At 45.4% G+C, this 17,647-nt stretch carries 15 protein-coding genes; 10 read left to right on the top strand and 5 right to left on the bottom strand.

Annotated features, from left to right (window positions below; genetic code table 11):
- Positions 1-38: 38 nt before the first annotated feature.
- The 4 genes from ACO08K_RS28635 to ACO08K_RS28650 all read right to left on the bottom strand — a co-directional run bounded on the left by ACO08K_RS28635 (position 39) and on the right by ACO08K_RS28650 (position 6,343).
- On the bottom strand, positions 39-3,542 hold the full coding sequence (locus tag ACO08K_RS28635) for a CheR family methyltransferase (protein ID WP_421799924.1): 3,504 nt from the start codon (positions 3,540-3,542) through the stop codon (positions 39-41).
- A 199-nt stretch (positions 3,543-3,741) separates the two neighbouring features.
- Positions 3,742-4,155: a VOC family protein gene (locus ACO08K_RS28640; protein WP_421799925.1), complete on the bottom strand. Its 414-nt coding sequence runs from the start codon at positions 4,153-4,155 to the stop codon at positions 3,742-3,744.
- 83 nt (positions 4,156-4,238) lie between these two features.
- The gene (locus ACO08K_RS28645) at positions 4,239-4,763 is read right to left on the bottom strand and encodes an ankyrin repeat domain-containing protein (RefSeq protein WP_421799926.1); all 525 of its coding nucleotides are present in this window, start codon (positions 4,761-4,763) and stop codon (positions 4,239-4,241) included.
- A 479-nt stretch (positions 4,764-5,242) separates the two neighbouring features.
- Positions 5,243-6,343: a helix-turn-helix domain-containing protein gene (locus ACO08K_RS28650; RefSeq protein WP_421799927.1), complete on the bottom strand. Its 1,101-nt coding sequence runs from the start codon at positions 6,341-6,343 to the stop codon at positions 5,243-5,245.
- A 97-nt stretch (positions 6,344-6,440) separates the two neighbouring features.
- Here ACO08K_RS28650 and ACO08K_RS28655 point away from each other — a divergent pair, with 97 nt between their 5' ends.
- Entirely contained in the window at positions 6,441-8,699 is a 2,259-nt protein-coding gene (locus ACO08K_RS28655; protein ID WP_421799928.1) for a prolyl oligopeptidase family serine peptidase, read from the top strand.
- Positions 8,700-8,928: 229 nt separating this feature from the next.
- Here the strand turns inward: ACO08K_RS28655 and ACO08K_RS28660 are convergent, their stop codons facing one another.
- On the bottom strand, positions 8,929-10,008 hold the full coding sequence (locus tag ACO08K_RS28660) for a glycoside hydrolase family 10 protein (protein ID WP_421799929.1): 1,080 nt from the start codon (positions 10,006-10,008) through the stop codon (positions 8,929-8,931).
- Positions 10,009-10,191: 183 nt separating this feature from the next.
- On the opposite strand from ACO08K_RS28660, the gene ACO08K_RS28665 reads away from it, so the two are divergent.
- The 9 genes from ACO08K_RS28665 to ACO08K_RS28705 all read left to right on the top strand — a co-directional run bounded on the left by ACO08K_RS28665 (position 10,192) and on the right by ACO08K_RS28705 (position 17,638).
- Positions 10,192-11,361 carry an ROK family transcriptional regulator gene (locus ACO08K_RS28665; protein WP_421799930.1) on the top strand — a complete coding sequence of 390 codons (1,170 nt, stop codon included), beginning with the start codon at positions 10,192-10,194 and terminating at the stop codon, positions 11,359-11,361.
- A gap of 92 nt (positions 11,362-11,453) precedes the next feature.
- A complete protein-coding gene (locus tag ACO08K_RS28670; RefSeq protein WP_421799931.1) occupies positions 11,454-12,605 on the top strand; it encodes a helix-turn-helix domain-containing protein in 1,152 nt (383 codons plus the stop codon).
- A 116-nt stretch (positions 12,606-12,721) separates the two neighbouring features.
- The gene (locus ACO08K_RS28675) at positions 12,722-13,672 is read left to right on the top strand and encodes a hypothetical protein (protein ID WP_421799932.1); all 951 of its coding nucleotides are present in this window, start codon (positions 12,722-12,724) and stop codon (positions 13,670-13,672) included.
- Positions 13,673-13,709: 37 nt separating this feature from the next.
- A complete protein-coding gene (locus ACO08K_RS28680) occupies positions 13,710-14,339 on the top strand; it encodes a hypothetical protein (RefSeq protein ID WP_421799933.1) in 630 nt (209 codons plus the stop codon).
- Between the two features lie 38 nt (positions 14,340-14,377).
- Positions 14,378-14,851, top strand: a complete 474-nt coding sequence (locus ACO08K_RS28685) for a hypothetical protein (RefSeq protein ID WP_421799934.1) — start codon at positions 14,378-14,380, stop codon at positions 14,849-14,851.
- A 139-nt stretch (positions 14,852-14,990) separates the two neighbouring features.
- Positions 14,991-15,380, top strand: a complete 390-nt coding sequence (locus ACO08K_RS28690; RefSeq protein ID WP_421799935.1) for a hypothetical protein — start codon at positions 14,991-14,993, stop codon at positions 15,378-15,380.
- A gap of 201 nt (positions 15,381-15,581) precedes the next feature.
- The gene (locus ACO08K_RS28695) at positions 15,582-15,761 is read left to right on the top strand and encodes a hypothetical protein (protein ID WP_421799936.1); all 180 of its coding nucleotides are present in this window, start codon (positions 15,582-15,584) and stop codon (positions 15,759-15,761) included.
- Positions 15,762-15,779: 18 nt separating this feature from the next.
- Positions 15,780-16,607 (top strand): MbnP family protein, encoded by an 828-nt coding sequence (locus ACO08K_RS28700; RefSeq protein ID WP_421799937.1) that lies wholly within the window; start codon positions 15,780-15,782, stop codon positions 16,605-16,607.
- An 11-nt stretch (positions 16,608-16,618) separates the two neighbouring features.
- Positions 16,619-17,638 (top strand): cytochrome-c peroxidase, encoded by a 1,020-nt coding sequence (locus ACO08K_RS28705; protein ID WP_421799938.1) that lies wholly within the window; start codon positions 16,619-16,621, stop codon positions 17,636-17,638.
- The last annotated feature ends 9 nt before the right edge of the window (positions 17,639-17,647 follow it).

The following is a 17,647-nucleotide window of genomic DNA, read 5'->3' on the forward strand; positions in this document are numbered from 1 at the left end:
CTTCTTTTGTTGGGGCAGGTTTGATGTACTTGGCGATATTATCGGATGAAGTTTTTTTCTTTTTTAAAATCCAATGAAAAACTAAAGGTAGAGCCCTTGTCTTCTTTACTTTTCACCTTAATGGTCCCGCCCTGTAGCGTTACCAGCTGTTTCACTATGGCCAGGCCCAGGCCAGTTCCGCCATACAAACGGGTAGTTTCAGAATTTACCTGCTCAAAAGCATCAAAAATCTGCTTCAATTTGTTCTCAGGAATCCCAATTCCAGTATCACTAACTGCAAAATGGATGCTTACAGTTTCTTCATCCTCTTCGAGTTTGCGGATCCGTACGGTTATGTTTCCGGTTTTGGTAAATGTTACCGCATTGCTGATCAGGTTTAAAATGATTTGACGCAAACGCACCGGATCGCCTACTACTACTTCAGGAATACTGGTGTCGTATTGTTTGATTAAGACTAGATTTTTCTCCTGCATTTTGGTCTCAAACAGGTGTAGCATGTCGGACACCGAAGAGAACAAACGGAAGGGGCTATGTTCAATCACCATTTTCCCGGCTTCGACCTTGGCCAGGTCCAGCACATCGTTGAGCAAAACGATCAAAGACTCGCTGGATACTTTAATGGCATTCACCGATACTTTTTGGGTTTCACTCAATTTGGTTTTCATGAGCACATTGGCAAACCCAATGATGGCGTTCATTGGTGTGCGGATCTCGTGGCTCATGTTTGACAAAAACTGCTGCTTGGCTTTTACAGCTGCTTCGGCGGTTTGGGTCTTTTGTTCGGCAATTACTTTCGCTTCGATCAATTCGTTGAGCACTTTCGTTTGTTTCGTTTGTAATTCATTGGCCAATTTCCTTAATTCGGTGATGTCGGCCATAGTCAGTACGATCAACTCCTCATTTTTGCTGGCTTGTTCAATTCGATGCGCATTGAGCAACAAGGTTTTGTGACCTATACCAACAAAATCCTGATCCACTTCAAAATTGTGGAAGCGTTTATTTTTGGGCACAATGTCTTCGAGCAACTCGCGTAGTGCTGGAATATTCCATTGGCTATTGCTCAACTTGAACAAGGAGGCACCAATAATCTCGTCTTCGGATACTTGGAAGGTGCTGCAAAATGCCTGATTGACGGATTTAATGCGGATGTTTTTGTCCAATACGAGCATGGGCTCGTGCACGGTGGCCAGGATCGTTTCGTAATAGGTGTACAGTTCTTCAATTTGCTGGATACGGACGTACAACTCGTGGTTGCTGGTGGTGAGTTCTTCGTTGGTGGATTCAATTTCTTCTTTGGAGGTTTCCAGTTCTTCGTTTAAACTTTGCAATTCTTCGTTGCTGGAAATGATTTCTTCGTTGGCACTTTGCAATTCTTCATTGGCTGCCTCGTGTTCCTGGGTAATGGTGTTCATGTAGGCCCGAGTAGCGGTAAGTTCTTCCTCCAGTTTTTTAATCCTGCGGTCTTTGGCTATGCTGTTTTTTTCCTCACCTTCCTCCAAAGAGTCGCTTAAATCAATCTGTTGCCCAGTAAACACAACTACCCACAAGGGCTCTTCACCTTCAATTTTAAATGGAGCCACTTCAATATTTACAATATGTACACTGTTTTGGAGCGCATCACGATTCATTTCAATGCCCGATTTGTGCACTACTTGCTCGGTCTTGATGGATTCATTGATGGCATTGCGCAACTCGAAGGTAATTTCGGGGTGCGACATTTTTAAAATGTTGAAACTCGCTTTACCCGGTCCATGACGGAGGTACAGGGAAGTGGAGCCCCGAAATTGTAGAATGTCCAATTCGGAATTAATGATCACGCTGGCGGGCACATATTGGCCCAATAGCACGACATCAAAGGCACTACTTAAGTCGCCTTTGGCAGGGGTGGCTGTCTTTTTAGGCATAATAGAGGTAGATCTGTCTCGATCGGGTAAATTTGCTTGCATAATCCGTTGGCTTATCTCCGGTATATGGTAGCTGCTCTTGTTCTTTTTGCGCGAATAAATTTTGTATTTTTTATTCAGTGAGGCAAACAGGTGGGTGGAGCTTCCAGTGGTTTCTGACTTGCCCAACATTAGATAGCCCTCCTCATTTAGGGCATAATGAATGGTGGAAATGGCCTTTTTTTGCGCAGAGGTATCGAGGTAGATCATCAGGTTGCGACAACTGATAAAATCCATGCGGGAAAAAGGGGGATCACTCAAAATATTGTGCTCTGCAAAAACACAAACATCGCGGAGGGTTTTGGTGATGCGGTACTTGTCTTTGGACTTGGTGAAAAATTGCTGCAATCGTTGGGTGGAAACATTCTTGAGCTGATGCAATGAATATTCTCCAATGCGCGCAATACCAATGGCCTGGGCGCTGAGGTCGGAAGCGAAAATTTGAAAAGTAACGTGGTGGTTTTGTCGATTGTGCAACTCGAATAGTAGCATGGCCAAGGAATACACTTCTTCACCAGTGGCGCAGGCTGCTACCCAAATGCGTAAGGTTTCGCCCGGTTCTTTGCTGCTCAACAAGCGGGGAAGAATGGTACTTTCTAAAAACTGAAAGGCTTCAGTGTCTCTGAAAAAATCGGTAACATTGATGAGCAGGTCTTGATACAACAGCTCAATTTCTTCTGGCTTTCGCGCCAAAAATTCGGCGTACTGTGACAGTGTTTCAATTTTATGGATCAACATCCGGCGCAACATACGCCGCTTGATGGTGCTCATTTTGTAGTGGCTAAAATCGACGTTACGGGTTTTGTGAATGAGCTGTAGGATATGTTTTAAGTCGGGATTACTGTTCTCAATTTTATCTTCCGGGCTTGATTTTAAAGGGGTTCGTTTTAGCAAAGGATGTTTGCTCATCCAGTTCAATTCCCTGGCCATTTCTGGAGGTGATAAAATAAAATCAACAATCCCTTCGGCAATAGCAGATTGGGGCATACTGCCGAATTTGGCCGAATCATCCTGCGCAAAAGTGAGTCCTCCTGCCAGTTTTATTTCTTTCAAGCCCCGAGTACCATCGGTAGCACTGCCAGACAAAACAATGCCAACCACATTCTCCTTGTGCGTTTCAGCCAGGGAAGAGAACAACACATCGATAGACAGGTTGGTGGTTTTATTTTGTGGGCGTGGAATGAGTTTGATGTGCCCGTCGGTTACGGCGATGTCTTTGTTGTAAGGCATCACGTAAACATGGTCGGGCAACATTTTGTCCATGTCTTCAATGTCCTGCACGGACATGCTAGTTGCCTTGGATAAAATGGGGGTCAACAAACTTTTGTGGTCAGGACTCAGGTGCTGTACATAGATAAAGGCCATGCCCGTAGTGGGCGACAGGTTTTGTAACAAGGAAGTGATGGCTTCCAGTCCACCCGCCGAAGCACCGATGGCCACAATAGGGAATGGATGTGAGGCTTCTGTTGCTTGCTCACTGAGCGTACCAGGGCCTTCAACAATTGGATTCTCGGGCTGCTCGATCTCACTCGGATTACTCAGGCTACTTTCTTTTTTGGAAATTGCCTTTTTTCTATTAGGAACGGGATTAGACTTCATTGTTCAAAATTTAGCTTGAAATCAAGCCTTTGGATGAATCCCTCCTTGATCGAGTGTCGGCTGCTAAAACAGGCCAAGAAGTGCATTTTAGAATGGTAGCACACATCTGTTGCTACATTTGGTAAATATAGTGATTAGTTGACGAATTATTTTTTGTTTTTATAAGCTACTGATTATGAAAGCAAAAATGGACTGAACCTTATTTCGTACGCCCATCTGCTACCTTATCAAATTCCTCATCAATTGGCTCCCACAATTCAATTTTATTGCCTTCCAGATCCAGGATGTGTACAAATTTTCCGTATTCAAATTCCTCAATTTCATCCAAGATTGTTACTCCTTCCTGCTTTAGGGCTTCAACCAAAGCTACCAGATTTTCTACCCGGTAATTGAACATAAAATCTTTGGTGGAGGGTGCGAAGTACTCGGTGGTTTCGGAAAAAGGACTCCACTGGGTATAGCCTTTCCGCTCAGGTTCGTCACTGACTCTCCATTCAAAGCTGGTTCCCCATTGATCACTTTCGAATCCAAGGTGGGTTTTGTACCATTCTTTAATTTGGTTGGGGTCTTTACATTTAAAAAAGACCCCACCAATTCCGGTTACTCTTTTCATTGTTGATTTGTTTGGCTTGAAGATACTATTTTTTTATTTAAAACCAAAACAAATTATTCATTTTGTTGAGTAAAAAACAATGTTTATTTGTCTTTAAAAGTTTTGATAAAATCCTCGCTTAATCCCTTCTCTTTGAGGTATTCATACAACTCCTTGGCGTTGTCTCCACCTTTTTTGGCATGGTGCAAAAGGGTAAAACCATGTGGCCCAATGGAGTGCAAAGCCTTAGGATACACATCAATTAAGGATTTAACCAAAGTGGTTTGTCCCAAAAGGGCGAGCACAAAAATGTCGAAACGGGCTCCTTTTTCAATCATAAATTTGACCTGATCAACGTACCCCATGTGCGCCATTGCGCCAATCCCCGTTTCAAAATCGCCATCTTTCCAGTCCACCGTGGCATTGAGTAAATTGGGGTATTCTTCCAATAATACCTGGACCCGGGCAAAATCGTTGTGTGACTTGAGCACAAATTCCTTGACAATGACTGGGTCGATGGGGTCAACCAATTGCCGATCCTGAGCATTGGCTTGTAATAAGGAAGGAACCATCAGGCCAGTGGAAGCAGCCAGGGCGCTGCGGATGAATTCTTTTCTGGATGTTTTCATAATGCAGATGATAAGCGTGTGTTTGTTTGTGGGACAAAACAAAGCTCAAGCTCAACTTTGGCAGGGAAAATTCGTCGGAAGAAGGGGAAATCCGATGGGATTAGGCCTTACTACTGGACGCTTTTGTTTTTGAGGCACGAGGACATCAATTGCCACGTGCTTATGAAGTTTTTTGAAATAACCGATCTTTTGTAGCTGCCAGCTTTTCTCAATTTCTGGCTCATTTAGGGACGCTTTATTTTGAAAACTTCATTAGCGCGTGGATCATGGAGTTGCTGTTAAAATGGACTTTAGTCCTGCCAAAAAATTGAAAATGGGGCTAAAGCCCAGGTCATTTTTTAGCTTCTTACCACGAGCTAAAGCACGTGGCAATTGAAACGAGCTGCGCCTGGCATACTTTGATGAAAGGATCATCTAAAAGATCGTTTATTTCAAAAAATTTCATCAGATGTCCTGAGTAAAATGTCCAGTGGGTGTTATTAAACCTTCTTTTCCTGCATCTGTCGATAAGAAGTAGGAGTAGTGCCCGTAATTTTTTTAAAAGCCAGATTAAAAGCATTTTTGGTACCAAACCCAACCTGATAAGCGACTTCAATTGCATTAAGTTCTTGTTTGGAGGTGGTAGCCAGCAGTTCTTGCGCCGCTTTAACTCGGTAGGCGTTCACAAACTCGGCAAAACTTTTACCCGCCTGTTCATTGATGGCTTGCGAAACGTGGTGGCGTTGCGCCCTAAGTTTTTGCGCCAGGCCATCTAGGGAAAGTTGGTTGTCGCGGAACAGCTCTTCCTTTTCCATCAGCTCTAAAATCCGCTGAAAAAGTGCACTGGAGTTTTCCGGGCTGAGCACTGAGTTGCGGTACTTGATCGGTTTGATGGCTTCTTTTAAGGTCATTCCGGCAAAAACCCTGGGCTCAATGTAACCCAGCCAGGCCACGAGGTAGATAAAAAAGGTCAGGCTGGCCGCGTCGAGTTGTCGCCATTGAGGGGCATGTAAGCCTAAAACGTGAGAAAGTCGATAGTAAATAAAGGTCAAAACAATGCCCCAATACGCATTGACCAACCAAATACTCCAACGTTTCAACTCCTGGTTTTTCTGGACATGCGGTTTTAGCATAATTTTCATCCAAATGCCATAAGTGATCATTTGAATAAAGACCGGGATCAAATACCAGTGGACTAGCGGCCATTCAGGAATCCAACTTAGGTAGGCTGTAAGGGATGGAAAAAAGCGGAGATAAAAAGGCAACAACAAAAAAGTAGTGAATATAAAAGGTACAGCGTGCCAAAGCACTTTTTGCGCACTCATTTTGGGGCGCTCAAAAGTCGCCATAAAGTACAAAAACAACAGCGGCCCATAACCAAGCTGGAGCGGATAACTAATGACTTTAAAGCCCGGTAAACGATCCATCCAATGCATCCACCACAATGCCCACTCCAGCAGGGTCACCACCAGCAGGGCCATCAACAAACCCAGGATCCGATTGGGCAAACGGTTCTCCTTCAATGAAAAAAGTAGAACGGTCAATAAAAGCCCTTGGGCTGCCGCAACTATTGCAGCAATTGCCCAAAAGTGGAGCGTCATAGTGGGTGATTTTTTGAGCAATAAATCATGAAAGCTGCTGTAAAATAAACGGTTTTTCAGCTAAATTTCCTTTTTTACAGCCCAAACCAAAGCGACCATGTTTAGAATTTACCTATTCTTGCTGATGGCCATGTTTAGCCTGCAAAACATTCAGGCGCAACAAATCAGCAAAGCCGACTACCAACGCGCCGTTGCCTCCATGTGGAGCAACTTCAACAACAAAAAAGTATTCAACCACAACCCACAGCCCATTTGGGCGCAGGATAGCTCGGGGATACTTTTTGTTTCTCAAAGCAGATTGGGCCGCACCTACTTTAAAGTTGACTGGAAAGCTAAAAAAATTGCCCCCCTGCTCGACCAGGAAAGATTGGCCAAGGTGCTTGGCGACAGCCTCAAAACTACGGTAAAAGCAAGCGACTTACCCATGCAAGCTTTGCAATATAAGGATGCCAAACACTTGGAATTCAGCAGCAGTGGAAAAACCTATGCGCTGGATTTGAGCAATTACACCCTGAAAAGGGTCATCAACCCGGAGCGAAATCCCTTCGAGTCCAAGTCGCCCGATGGCAAATGGATTGCTTATACCGACAAATACAACCTCTTCATTAAATCTACCACCGACGGCAGCATCCGCCAACTGAGCACCAAAGGCGAGCGGCTTTACGAGTACGGCACTTTTTACGGCTGGTCCGATATCATTGAGGGTGAAAACGGTGAACGTCCCCGGCGCTTTACGGTGCGTTGGTCGCCGGACTCCAAATGGATTCAGACTTATGTTACCGATATGCGGGTTGCCAAAAAAATGTACCTGCTGGACTGGAGTCAGGATGATTTGTACAAACCCAAATTGCTGGGCTATTACCGCGGCTCACCAGGCGATACGGACATGGTAAAGATGATCCCTGTGTTTTACAATGTCAGCACTGGAGCCGAGTACCAAAAGAACCACTTGCAGGCCACCCATACCAACCCCATCCAGTACGAATGGTCCAAAACCAGTGGTGTGGTGTACCAGGAAAATGCCATTCGGGGCTATCAGGCTGTGGAATTGCATCGCTGCGACTTGAATAAACAATCGGAAGAGCTACTTTACCGCGAAACAAGCAACACCAATATTGACAATTACAGCGCTGAAATCTTTGAAGATTGGGGCAAAGTATTGATCACCTCGGAGCGTGATGGCTGGAAACAATTGTACCTGCTCGACCTTAAAGACAAGTCGCTGAAACCCTTAACCAATGGCGCTTATTACATCAATCAAGTCTTGCACGTAGACCACGCTAAAGGGTTCATCCTGTTCAATGCTCAAGGGAAAGAGGCCGGGCGCAACCCCTATTTTCAGCATTTGTACAAACTGACCTTGTCGACAGGTAAGGTAGAATTGTTAACCCCTGAAAATGCCAACCACGATGTGTTTGTATCGCCAGATGGGTTGTATTTCGTGGACAATATTTCTACCCCCACGCAGCCTACTCGCACGGTATTGAAAAGCCACACTACTCCCCCACTGAGTCTGGACTTGCTCAAAACAGACGCCAGTGGCCTGGATTCCATGAAATACCGTTTGCCCGAGCCTTTCACTGCCATCGGCAAGGATGGAAAAACCACCATTTACGGCGCCATCTGGAAACCCAGCAATTTTGATCCAAAGAAAAAATACCCGGTCATTGATCAAACCTATACCGGGCCGCACACCAATATGTATCCGCGCAATTATACCACCGCTTTATCGCGCAACAACCAGCCTTTGGCAGAACTGGGATTCATCGTTATTACCGTGGATGGTCTGGGTACAGCGGGGCGCTCCAAGGCTTTCCACAATGTATCCTACAAAAACATGGGCAAAAACCTGGAGGATCACCGCCTGGCCATCTTGCAATTGGGGCGTAAAAACCCTTGGATGGATACGACGCGGGTAGGCATTTTTGGGCACTCAGCGGGAGGATACGATGCAGGCCATGCTGTATTGGAATACCCGGATTTTTATAAGGTAGCCGTTGCCAGTTCGGCCGACCACGATTTCAGGATGGAAAAGGACTGGTGGCCGGAAATGTACATGGGCTGGCCCGTAGATTCGACCTATCATCAGGTGTCCAATATCACCATGGCCAAAAATCTGAAAGGGAAGTTGTTGATCACCCACGGGGGCATCGACGAAAACGTGAACCCTTCGGCGACTTTCAAACTGGCTGAAGCGCTCATCCGCGCCAACAAGGAGTTTGATATGCTGATTTTGCCCAGCCAAAAACACGGTTACCAAGGCATCTACAACGATTATTTCACCAAAAAGCGCTGGAATTATTTTGTGGAGCACTTGTTGGGCGTAGAGCCGATTTGGGAGTTTGAATTGAAATAAGGGCTAGCCATTGGGGCAACTTTTACACCTGTTGCCCTTTTTGTATTTTTTGCAACACTTCTTTTTGTGCTTTTTTCCCGCAATGACAATAAGCGGAAAGGGGAGTTTCATGTTCATTGGGTCGAAACCTTTCTTTTGAGTAGCCATATTTTGCAGAGATTGGTCAAAACTGGCTGCAAAAATAAAGTTTATTTAGACTTAATACAAATAATTTCTCTAAAAAAGCAACTCATTGACGTTTTAACACTTTTCCCAGCTTGGGTAAAGCGCTGTAATAAAAAAACACCTCCCCTGGCAAGTCGTATTTCTGGTTCAGCTCAAGCATGCCCTTCAACAGTTCAGGTTTGATCCGATAACCATCCCCCAGGCCAATCAACACTCCAGCATAAAGGCGATCCTTTTTACCGCCGACTCGTTGAATGGTTTCTTGCAGGATTTTTTCGTATTCGTCCAACTTGTAGCGGTAGAGCTGCACGATGACATAATCCACGTAACCTTCACGTAGCCAGGTCGGCCAATCCTGAAGGTAATCCTGCAAAGAAGAAGGGTAAATACCTGGTGCCATACTCACCAGCACATTGGGTTTGGCCGCCTTAACTGACTGGTATAAGTCTTTGCCGAACTTGTTTAAGCGTTTTGCCCGCCATTGAATCCAGTTGCTATCCAGGTGATTGGCCGGTGGAGCAAGGCGGTTGTGCTCTTTTTTGTATTCGGCGACGGTATACAAATCATACCCCGCCGTGGATGGAACTGCTGGCATCCGGTCGTCGCCTTGAATGCCATCGATGTCGTACTTTTTCACTACCTCCAGCACCAAACTTTTGACAAAATTTTGCACCAGAGGGTGAAAGGCGTTCATCCAGGTAAAGCCATTTTTTTCAACTCCTTTTCCATCCAGACCTATGGCAGCGTAATAAGGATATTTTTTGAGGAGATAAGCCCCCGAATCACCAGAGGCAGCAGCAAAACCATATTCAAACCAGGCATGAACCTTGATGTTTTCTACATGCGCTGCGTCGATCAGCTCTTTTAAAGGGTCACGTTTGCCAAAACGAGGGTCGATGGCTATGCCAAAACGTTCCATCATAATGGCACTCGGATAAAGGGTGCGCCCCCGATTCCAGGTTGAGACATAAATGTTGTTGATGCCTGCTTTTTTGCAATTGTCGACAGCCTTTTGAATGTTTGTTTTGGAATCCAAAACGCTGTCCTGAGCAGTCACCCAAACGCCGCGGATCGCTCCATAAGGGGCTTGTGCTTGCACAAAACACATGAAAAAGCAACACTGAAGAAAGATGAAATAGCGCATAATTTTTACACGAATAACGAAAAAACAATAGCGAATAGCCAATCGCCAATAACCCTGCAAATGTACTATCTTTTCCCTCGTCGTTTTTCGCTGCCTCTACTCGACTGAATTATTTTTACATTTGAGCTTTAATGTGAGGCAAAATAAGTGCTCATTTTTTGCCCTTCGTTTAAAAATTAAACCATGGCCTGGACCTTTTTGGAGAAAACGACGGAATACGGCACCCAATCAAAACAAAACACCCAAAGACGGAAAATTGTCCACTTGCTCTTCCACCATCAGGAGCTGAGCATCCCTGCATTGTGTCAGTTTTTGAAACTAAGTGTGCCCACGGGCACCAAACTGGTGAAAGAGTTTGAAAATCAGGGCATCCTGGTGGAAGCTGGCAAAAGAGAATCCAGCGGTGGTCGGCGGCCAGTTGCCTATCGCCTGGCCCCCAACATGGGTTATGTTGTATGTATTGAATTGGTTTCGCACGCTTTCAAATTGGGTATTATCAACCTTCAGCGCGAGCTGGTGTATGAATACGAGTCTGAAACTTTTGACCTCAATGACAAAAATGCTGCCCTCGATTTTTTGAAAACCATTGTCCCACAAATTATCAACAGTCAAAATATTCCAGCTGAAAAAATCCTGGGAGTTGGCATCGGCATTGCCGGGCGAGTCAACCATAAAAAGGGCATCAGCTACTCTTACCTAAACCTGGATCAGCCGCTGGCGAATTATTTACAAATGGAATGGGGGTTTCCGGTTTTCATCGACAACGATACCCGTCTTTTGGCCTGGGGAGAAAATACTTTTGGCCTGGCCCAGGATAAAAAAAATGCCATTTGTGTCAATCTCAGTCGGGGCCTGGCGGTGAGTTTGATTTCCAATGGGCAGTTGCACAATGGGCATTCCGGTTTTGCGGGGGAATTTGGGCATATTTTTGCTGCTGACAACAAACGATTGTGTATTTGTGGGAAAAAAGGTTGCCTGGAAACCCTCGTTTCGGGCCTGGCCCTGGAATCGGCCTACGCAGCTCAAACCGGAGAGCAACTACCCTACAAAAAAATCCTGAATCAGGTTGAACGCGGCCAGCCGCAAGTTATTGAAAACCTACACCAGATGGGGGAACAACTGGGGCGCGCGCTGGCTGGATTAATCGACTTGCTCAATCCTGAATTGATCGTATTGAGCGGAGGTTTTGTGCCCGTATTCGAAACCATGCGTTACTCGATCATCAAGGGCATCAGTTTGTACAGCCTGCCCCAATTGGCCTCTGATTGTGAAATAAAGGTGTCGACATTGGGCGACAATGCTGGTATCATGGGGGCTTATGCGATGGTGTTTGAACAGACTTTGGCACCTTAAAGTATGACTAAATAGGGGGAACTCCACCATTCTTCCATCTAAGAGGAACCAATCATCAACGGAACTTTTAGGTTCTACAAGTCATTCCGATCATGCTTACTTTGCTCAATGTGCTCAGTACGGGAAGTGCCATTTTCCTTTCCTTTTTAGTGCTTACGGTACGCCGTGAAGTCAACATCATTGCCAACCGTTGGTTAGCGCTCTTTTTGTTGTTGTTGAGTTCTGCGCTTTTTGATGGAAACCTAAAAATTTATGGCCTTGCTGAAGAGCCTTACTGGTTGATCTTCTTGTTTAACTTTAATTTTCTATTGCTGGCCCCTACACTGTACCTCTGTGTTTTGCGTTTTGTGACCCCCAACCGGAACTTCAGGATAAAAGACCTTTGGCATTTTTCGCCAAGTATTCTTTTGATGACCCTGAATTTTCTAGTTTGGCTGTCTACTCCCGAAGTGGCCCAAGCTGAGCCAAGCACCACTGCTGCTGAATTGGATGTTGCTGATGTCATTGTGATTGCCTTGATTGTCTTGCAGATAGTAGGTTATTTGTGTTTTTCTTTCAGGGTTCTCCTCAGGCACCAGCGAAACATTGAAAATTTCACCGCAACACCCGAAGAATTTCAACTCAAATGGTTGTTTTATTTTTTATGCGGCGTAGGTTTAATGGTGCTAACCTGGTTGCTCGAGATCTTCTTCTTACCCATCGAACAAACGGAAAGTAAATACTCATTCGTTTATTTTTTCGCCATTTACGCCTTGGGGTATTTTTCTTTGCAACAAAAAGAAGTTTTCCCTTTTTCACCAGAACAAGCCGAAGAGGCCGAGAAAATTTTAGAAGAACAAGACGAGTCATTGTCCTTACGGCGCCAGCGCATTCCAGAAGATAAGTTTGATCAATTGAAAGCCTTACTCTTGGAAAGTATGGAAAAAAACAAACCCTACCTCAACCCAGAAATCAGTCTTGCCGGATTAGCCAAACACCAGGACTTGAGTTTGCATGAACTATCGGAGTTGATTAACCTGGGCTTCGGTGAAAATTTTGCCCAGTTTATCAATCGTTACCGCGTTGAGGAAAGCAAAAATTTACTCATTTCGAAAAAGCATAGCCACCTCACCATGGTTGGGATTGCTTTTGAGGCTGGTTTCAATTCCAAAACCGCATTCAATACTGCCTTCAAAAAAAACGTAGGTATTTCACCTACTGAGTTTCAAAAACAAGAAAGATCCAAAGTAGCCATGCCTGTTTAATTTAGGAGAACACCAAATTGGGCCTTTTTTTGCCTTAAACTTGTTCCAATCTATAAACTCGAACACCACTGACTGGTTGTTTTTGGAGTTTTGAGCCATTGAAAAACAATTTCATTATGGCAACCAACATTTCAAAAATCACCCTGCTGTTCTTTTTCTTAAGCCTTGCCCTTTATGCTTGTGTAAAGGTTGAGCCTTGGGATTATGATCCAGCTACCATCCCCGCGAATTTTGTACCACTGAAAAAGCCAGATCCTGGTACGGGCTACAATTTACACGTTCCCGCCTTTCCCATTCCGGCCAACTTTGAGCGGGAATGGTTTATGCGCGTACCCATCGGCAACACCGAAGAAATTTACATGTCGGGATATGAAGTGAAACAACGCGAAGGTTCGCACCATGTCATTGCGTACCAATACAAAGATGAAAAAAAGGTCGGACTGCCCAAAATTGGCGAAATGCGGGACCAAAACCAGGCCGATGGCCGCCTCAACACCTTTTCCAACATGGAAAACATGAATTTGCTGGCCGAAGCTGCATCGCCCTATCAACGGGTTGATTTCCCGGAAGGTTTTGCCGTACCCATTGCCGCCAATTCGACGCTCGACTTGAACTCACACTATTTCAACAAATCGAATCAAACCATTTTTGGGGAGGTGAGTATGAACATTTACACCAAACCCAAATCAGCGGTAAAGTATTTTTTGAAACAACAAAGTACAGACAATATCGATGTACTGGTTCTCCCCGCTAAAAAAACCACGACCATTGAATACACCGATATCTTTCCTGAAAAAAGAAAACTCAAGGTCCTGTTTTCTCACATGCACAAACGAGGTAAAAAATTTGAAGTGTACTACGTTGGCGGCCCCAAAGATGGGCAATTGATGTACTCAAACGACAATTGGCATGACCCCAAGTTTGTATATCTGCCTGACTTTATTGACATCGATAAAGGCAACGGGGTAAGGACAGCAATTACTTATGAAAATGACACCAATCGGGAAATTCGGTTTGGGGTAACATCTGAAGACGAAATGGGAATCTTCTTTTATTTCTACCTGTAGAAAATGCAGCTACAAGGCACTTACAAATCTTAAAATAATGAAATTCAAATATTTAATTGCATTCATTTGCTTTAACTGGGGATCAGCTGGGTTTAGCCAGAATTCCAGCCCATGGGCGGCCAATTTCGTTTTTTTTCACCAGGACGCAGGTTTTAAGCTGGATGTTGGCTCGCTGCAAACCACCAATCCGGTAACAATTCGGCCGGGGTTTTCGCTGGGTCTTGAACGAACTTGGGATGAGGGAAAAAGGAAGGGAACCCGGCTTTTCCAGGATTTACACGCTGGATTTTGGCAAAACCCCTATTCTGAAAACTATTTGTTCCTGGGTACCCGCCTGGGAGCTGATATCCGAATATTTGGTCAGCTCCGGCTCACGCCAAGCCTTATTTACCGCATTGGCAGGGCCAAAACCAAGGACATTCGCTACGCATACGAGGAAGGAAAATGGGTGCCTACCGACAATTCAACGCCAGGTTTTTTGCGACAAACCCTGGGGCTCGACATCCAGTGGAGTTGGCGTTTTGCACCAGATGCTGCCCACCCTATCGACTTTCAAGTGGGTGCCAACTGGCTTCTGGCCTTGAAATACATGCCAGTTGATCCTGAAGGCGCACCCAATCTCTACCTCTATAAAACCTTTCGTGTAGGACTTCGCTACGGGTTTTAATGCTATAGTCACATTCCTCAAAATTTAAATCACTTGACATGTTTTCAACCAAAAAAATAACCGTGGTTGTTCTTACCAGCCTTTTGTTTGCCATCGCTTGCAAAAAAGAAGAACCTGCTAAGCCGAGTTATAGCCCCCCCGAAGGTAGTTACAACCTTATTTACGAAAAAATTTTTAAAACCTCCTGCGCCTTATCCGGTTGCCACGCCAAGGAAGGGGATTTTGGCCACCATGGCTTGGGCGATGAAAAAACCTACCAACGTTTACTTACTGAAGACAGCCACAATTCACAGGCAAAAGCTGCTGGGTTGAAGTCTGTCAAACCAGGTGATCCTGCCAAAAGTTTCCTTTATGCAAAAATCAGTTGGGAAGGTTCAGCGTATCAATTTGGGCAAAAAATGCCCAGCGGGGGCTTAAAATTAACGGCCAATCAAATTGAATTTGTCCGGCAATGGATTGCAGCAGGCGCTCCAGAATCAGGGCATGTAGCGGATGAGAGCTTGTTGAAATAATGGAGATTGTGGTCTGTTTTTAATAGTGACTTTTATCATCCACTTTTTTTCAAAAAATCATTGTTAAAAATTGGCCACAAACTTTAGCTTTGCGGCGATGATAGCAACTTTCCCAAATTGAAGCGCGATTAACTACGTCATGAGAACCTTTTTTGCCTACTTTTTCCTGATCCTGATCCTCTGGCCAAGCTGGAGAATGGGATTGGTGTGGGCATGGTTCAAGGCCAATCAAACTTTCATCGCCAAAGAGTTGTGTATCAACAAAGATCGTCCGGAAATGCACTGTAATGGAAAGTGTTTCCTGATGACCAAAATGCGGGAGGTGCACCGCCAGGGGCATGACAATTTTGTCAATGGTTTGGAAAATTTGCTGGGCAAAGATTTGGTGTACGTTTTTCAGGCATTCACCCTTCGCCTTTCACAACCTGCACCTGCCGTTCTGCACAAGTCGCATTTTTCCTACCGTACTCCCCTATCTATTCTTCACATACTGGCCCTCATCAAGCCACCCGCAGTTACATTGCTGTAATTTCATGGGCGAAGTCTGCCCTATCGATTCCAATTTCATTTTTCATTTTGCCACAAAGGCACTAAGCATGAGTTTGTCATCCCGAATTTTTGGGATGACAAACCGCGGATGCGGTTGAATTTATCATAGCCCCGGTCGTCCGGGGTCATTTGGGTAGCACAAGGTTTCGCAACCGCGGATGCGGTTGAACTTTTTGCTCAATTGTGTTCAACCACTGCCGTGGTTGCCGCCAATTTGACCCTACTATTTACCCCGGACGACCGGGGCTATGATAAATTCAATCGCTCCGCGATTAGGTTTATGCCCGATTTTGGCTTTTCAAAAATTCGGGATGACGAACTGTTTGGCTGTCGTGCTATGGGGCGCATGTGGCATTTTTAACGATTCAATTCAACAGCAATGTATTTCAAAAATAGCCTTGCAGCACTTGTTGTGCTGGCAACTTTGATCCTTTCTTTTTCTTGCGACAAAAACGATGATGGTGAGTTTGGTCCCAATGACAAGGGCAGCATTATCCTGGAATTTGACAACGTAGTGGGTTCACAAAACCTGCAACTAAACGGCCCCCAAACCTACACCAATGCCAACGGGGACCAATTCAATGTGACCTTGCTCAACTATTACATCAGCAACATCAAGCTCAAAAAGAGCGATGGAACGGTCTACACAGTTCCTCAAGACAGCAGCTATTTTCTGGTTCAGGAAAGCATTGCCGCATCTCGGGAAATCAAACTGAACAACATTCCGGCCGGAGATTATACTGAAGTTACATTCATGGTGGGTGTCGATAGTATCCGCAACACCATGGACTTGTCCAAACGCACCGGCATTCTAGATCCTGCGGCCCACAGCGGTGACGACAACATGTACTGGAGTTGGAACTCTGGCTACATTTTCTTCAAAATGGAAGGTTTATCTCCTCAAGCAACTGCTGATGCAGCAGGCAACAAAAAATTCCGCTACCACATCGGCGGTTTTGGCGGGATGAACAGCAAAACCATCAACAACATCAAAACCGTCACTCGCACTTTTGCTGGGGACAAAGCTACCGTGCGCAGTTCAATTACCCCACAAGTACACATCATTGTAGACGTCCTCAAAGCATTTGAAGGGAGTAGCAAAGTGAGCATTGGCGCCAATACTACGGTCATGTTTGCCCCTTATTCGGTGAACATTGCCAACAATTACGTGGAGATGTTCCAGGTGCACCATGTACACAATGATTAACCATGAAGCCGATGCTCAATCTCATTCTCATCATAGCGGCCCTGCTTTGGTCTTGCCAACCAGAGGCCGAACCGGAAAACATTCAGTTTGTCAAACCAGCCAATTTTCCTGAGCCGGTTTACGACCTGAAGAAGAATCCCATCAGCGCGGCCGGGTTTGAACTGGGGCGCACCCTTTTTTACGATCCCATTCTGTCTCGCGATGGCAGCATCAGTTGTGGTTCTTGTCACCAGCAAAGTGCTGCCTTCACCCACCACGGACATGACCTTAGCCACGGCATTGACGACCAGTTGGGTGAGCGCAACAGCCCGCCGATCATGAACCTGGCCTGGCACAATACCTTCTTTTGGGATGGCGGGGTACACGACTTGGATTTGCAGCCGATTGCACCGATCGAAAATCCACTGGAAATGGATGAGGACCTGAAAAAAGCGGTAGAAAAAGTACGCAACAGCAGCAAATATGCCCCCATGTTTAAAGCCACTTTTGGCAGCACAGAAGTGACTACCGATCGCATGCTCAAGGCCATGTCGCAATTCATGTTGATGTGTATTTCCGCCGATTCGCGCTACGACAAGTATGTGCGCAAGGAAGCCGGGGGGGAATTGAATACGACCGAACTGGCCGGAATGCAGGTGTTTCAGCAAAAATGTGCCTCCTGCCACAAAGGGGAACTCTTCTCCGATTTCAGTTTTCGCAACAATGGCCTCAGTCACGAATTCAACAAAGACCGGGGCCGTTACCGCATTACCCTCAACGAGGAAGACGACTACAAATTCAAGGTACCCAGCCTGCGAAACGTAGCCAACACTGGCCCTTACATGCACGACGGCCGCTTTTACACGCTTGATGAAGTGCTGACGCACTACACGTTGGGCATTCGCGACCAAACTACCCTCGATCCCTTGCTCAAACAAAATGGCCAATTGGGCATCGAACTCAGCACCGAAGAAAAAGAACAAATCAAGGCTTTTTTAAAAACCTTAAGTGACGATACCTTCCTGCGCGATCGGAAATTGTCGGAGCAATAAAATTGATGG

It is taken from the genome of Haliscomenobacter sp. (assembly GCF_965225875.1).
Classification (GTDB): Bacteria; Bacteroidota; Bacteroidia; order Chitinophagales; family Saprospiraceae; genus Haliscomenobacter.

Excerpts from the sequence above, each read along its gene's own strand:
- ACO08K_RS28635 (WP_421799924.1), bottom strand. The coding sequence starts at position 3,542 with ATGAAGTCTAATCCCGTTCCTAATAGAAAAAAGGCAATTTCCAAAAAA.
- ACO08K_RS28640 (WP_421799925.1), bottom strand. The coding sequence starts at position 4,155 with ATGAAAAGAGTAACCGGAATTGGTGGGGTCTTTTTTAAATGTAAAGAC.
- ACO08K_RS28645 (WP_421799926.1), bottom strand. The coding sequence starts at position 4,763 with ATGAAAACATCCAGAAAAGAATTCATCCGCAGCGCCCTGGCTGCTTCC.
- ACO08K_RS28650 (WP_421799927.1), bottom strand. The coding sequence starts at position 6,343 with ATGACGCTCCACTTTTGGGCAATTGCTGCAATAGTTGCGGCAGCCCAA.
- ACO08K_RS28655 (WP_421799928.1), top strand. The coding sequence starts at position 6,441 with ATGTTTAGAATTTACCTATTCTTGCTGATGGCCATGTTTAGCCTGCAA.
- ACO08K_RS28660 (WP_421799929.1), bottom strand. The coding sequence starts at position 10,008 with ATGCGCTATTTCATCTTTCTTCAGTGTTGCTTTTTCATGTGTTTTGTG.
- ACO08K_RS28665 (WP_421799930.1), top strand. The coding sequence starts at position 10,192 with ATGGCCTGGACCTTTTTGGAGAAAACGACGGAATACGGCACCCAATCA.
- ACO08K_RS28670 (WP_421799931.1), top strand. The coding sequence starts at position 11,454 with ATGCTTACTTTGCTCAATGTGCTCAGTACGGGAAGTGCCATTTTCCTT.
- ACO08K_RS28675 (WP_421799932.1), top strand. The coding sequence starts at position 12,722 with ATGGCAACCAACATTTCAAAAATCACCCTGCTGTTCTTTTTCTTAAGC.
- ACO08K_RS28680 (WP_421799933.1), top strand. The coding sequence starts at position 13,710 with ATGAAATTCAAATATTTAATTGCATTCATTTGCTTTAACTGGGGATCA.
- ACO08K_RS28685 (WP_421799934.1), top strand. The coding sequence starts at position 14,378 with ATGTTTTCAACCAAAAAAATAACCGTGGTTGTTCTTACCAGCCTTTTG.
- ACO08K_RS28690 (WP_421799935.1), top strand. The coding sequence starts at position 14,991 with ATGAGAACCTTTTTTGCCTACTTTTTCCTGATCCTGATCCTCTGGCCA.
- ACO08K_RS28700 (WP_421799937.1), top strand. The coding sequence starts at position 15,780 with ATGTATTTCAAAAATAGCCTTGCAGCACTTGTTGTGCTGGCAACTTTG.
- ACO08K_RS28705 (WP_421799938.1), top strand. The coding sequence starts at position 16,619 with ATGCTCAATCTCATTCTCATCATAGCGGCCCTGCTTTGGTCTTGCCAA.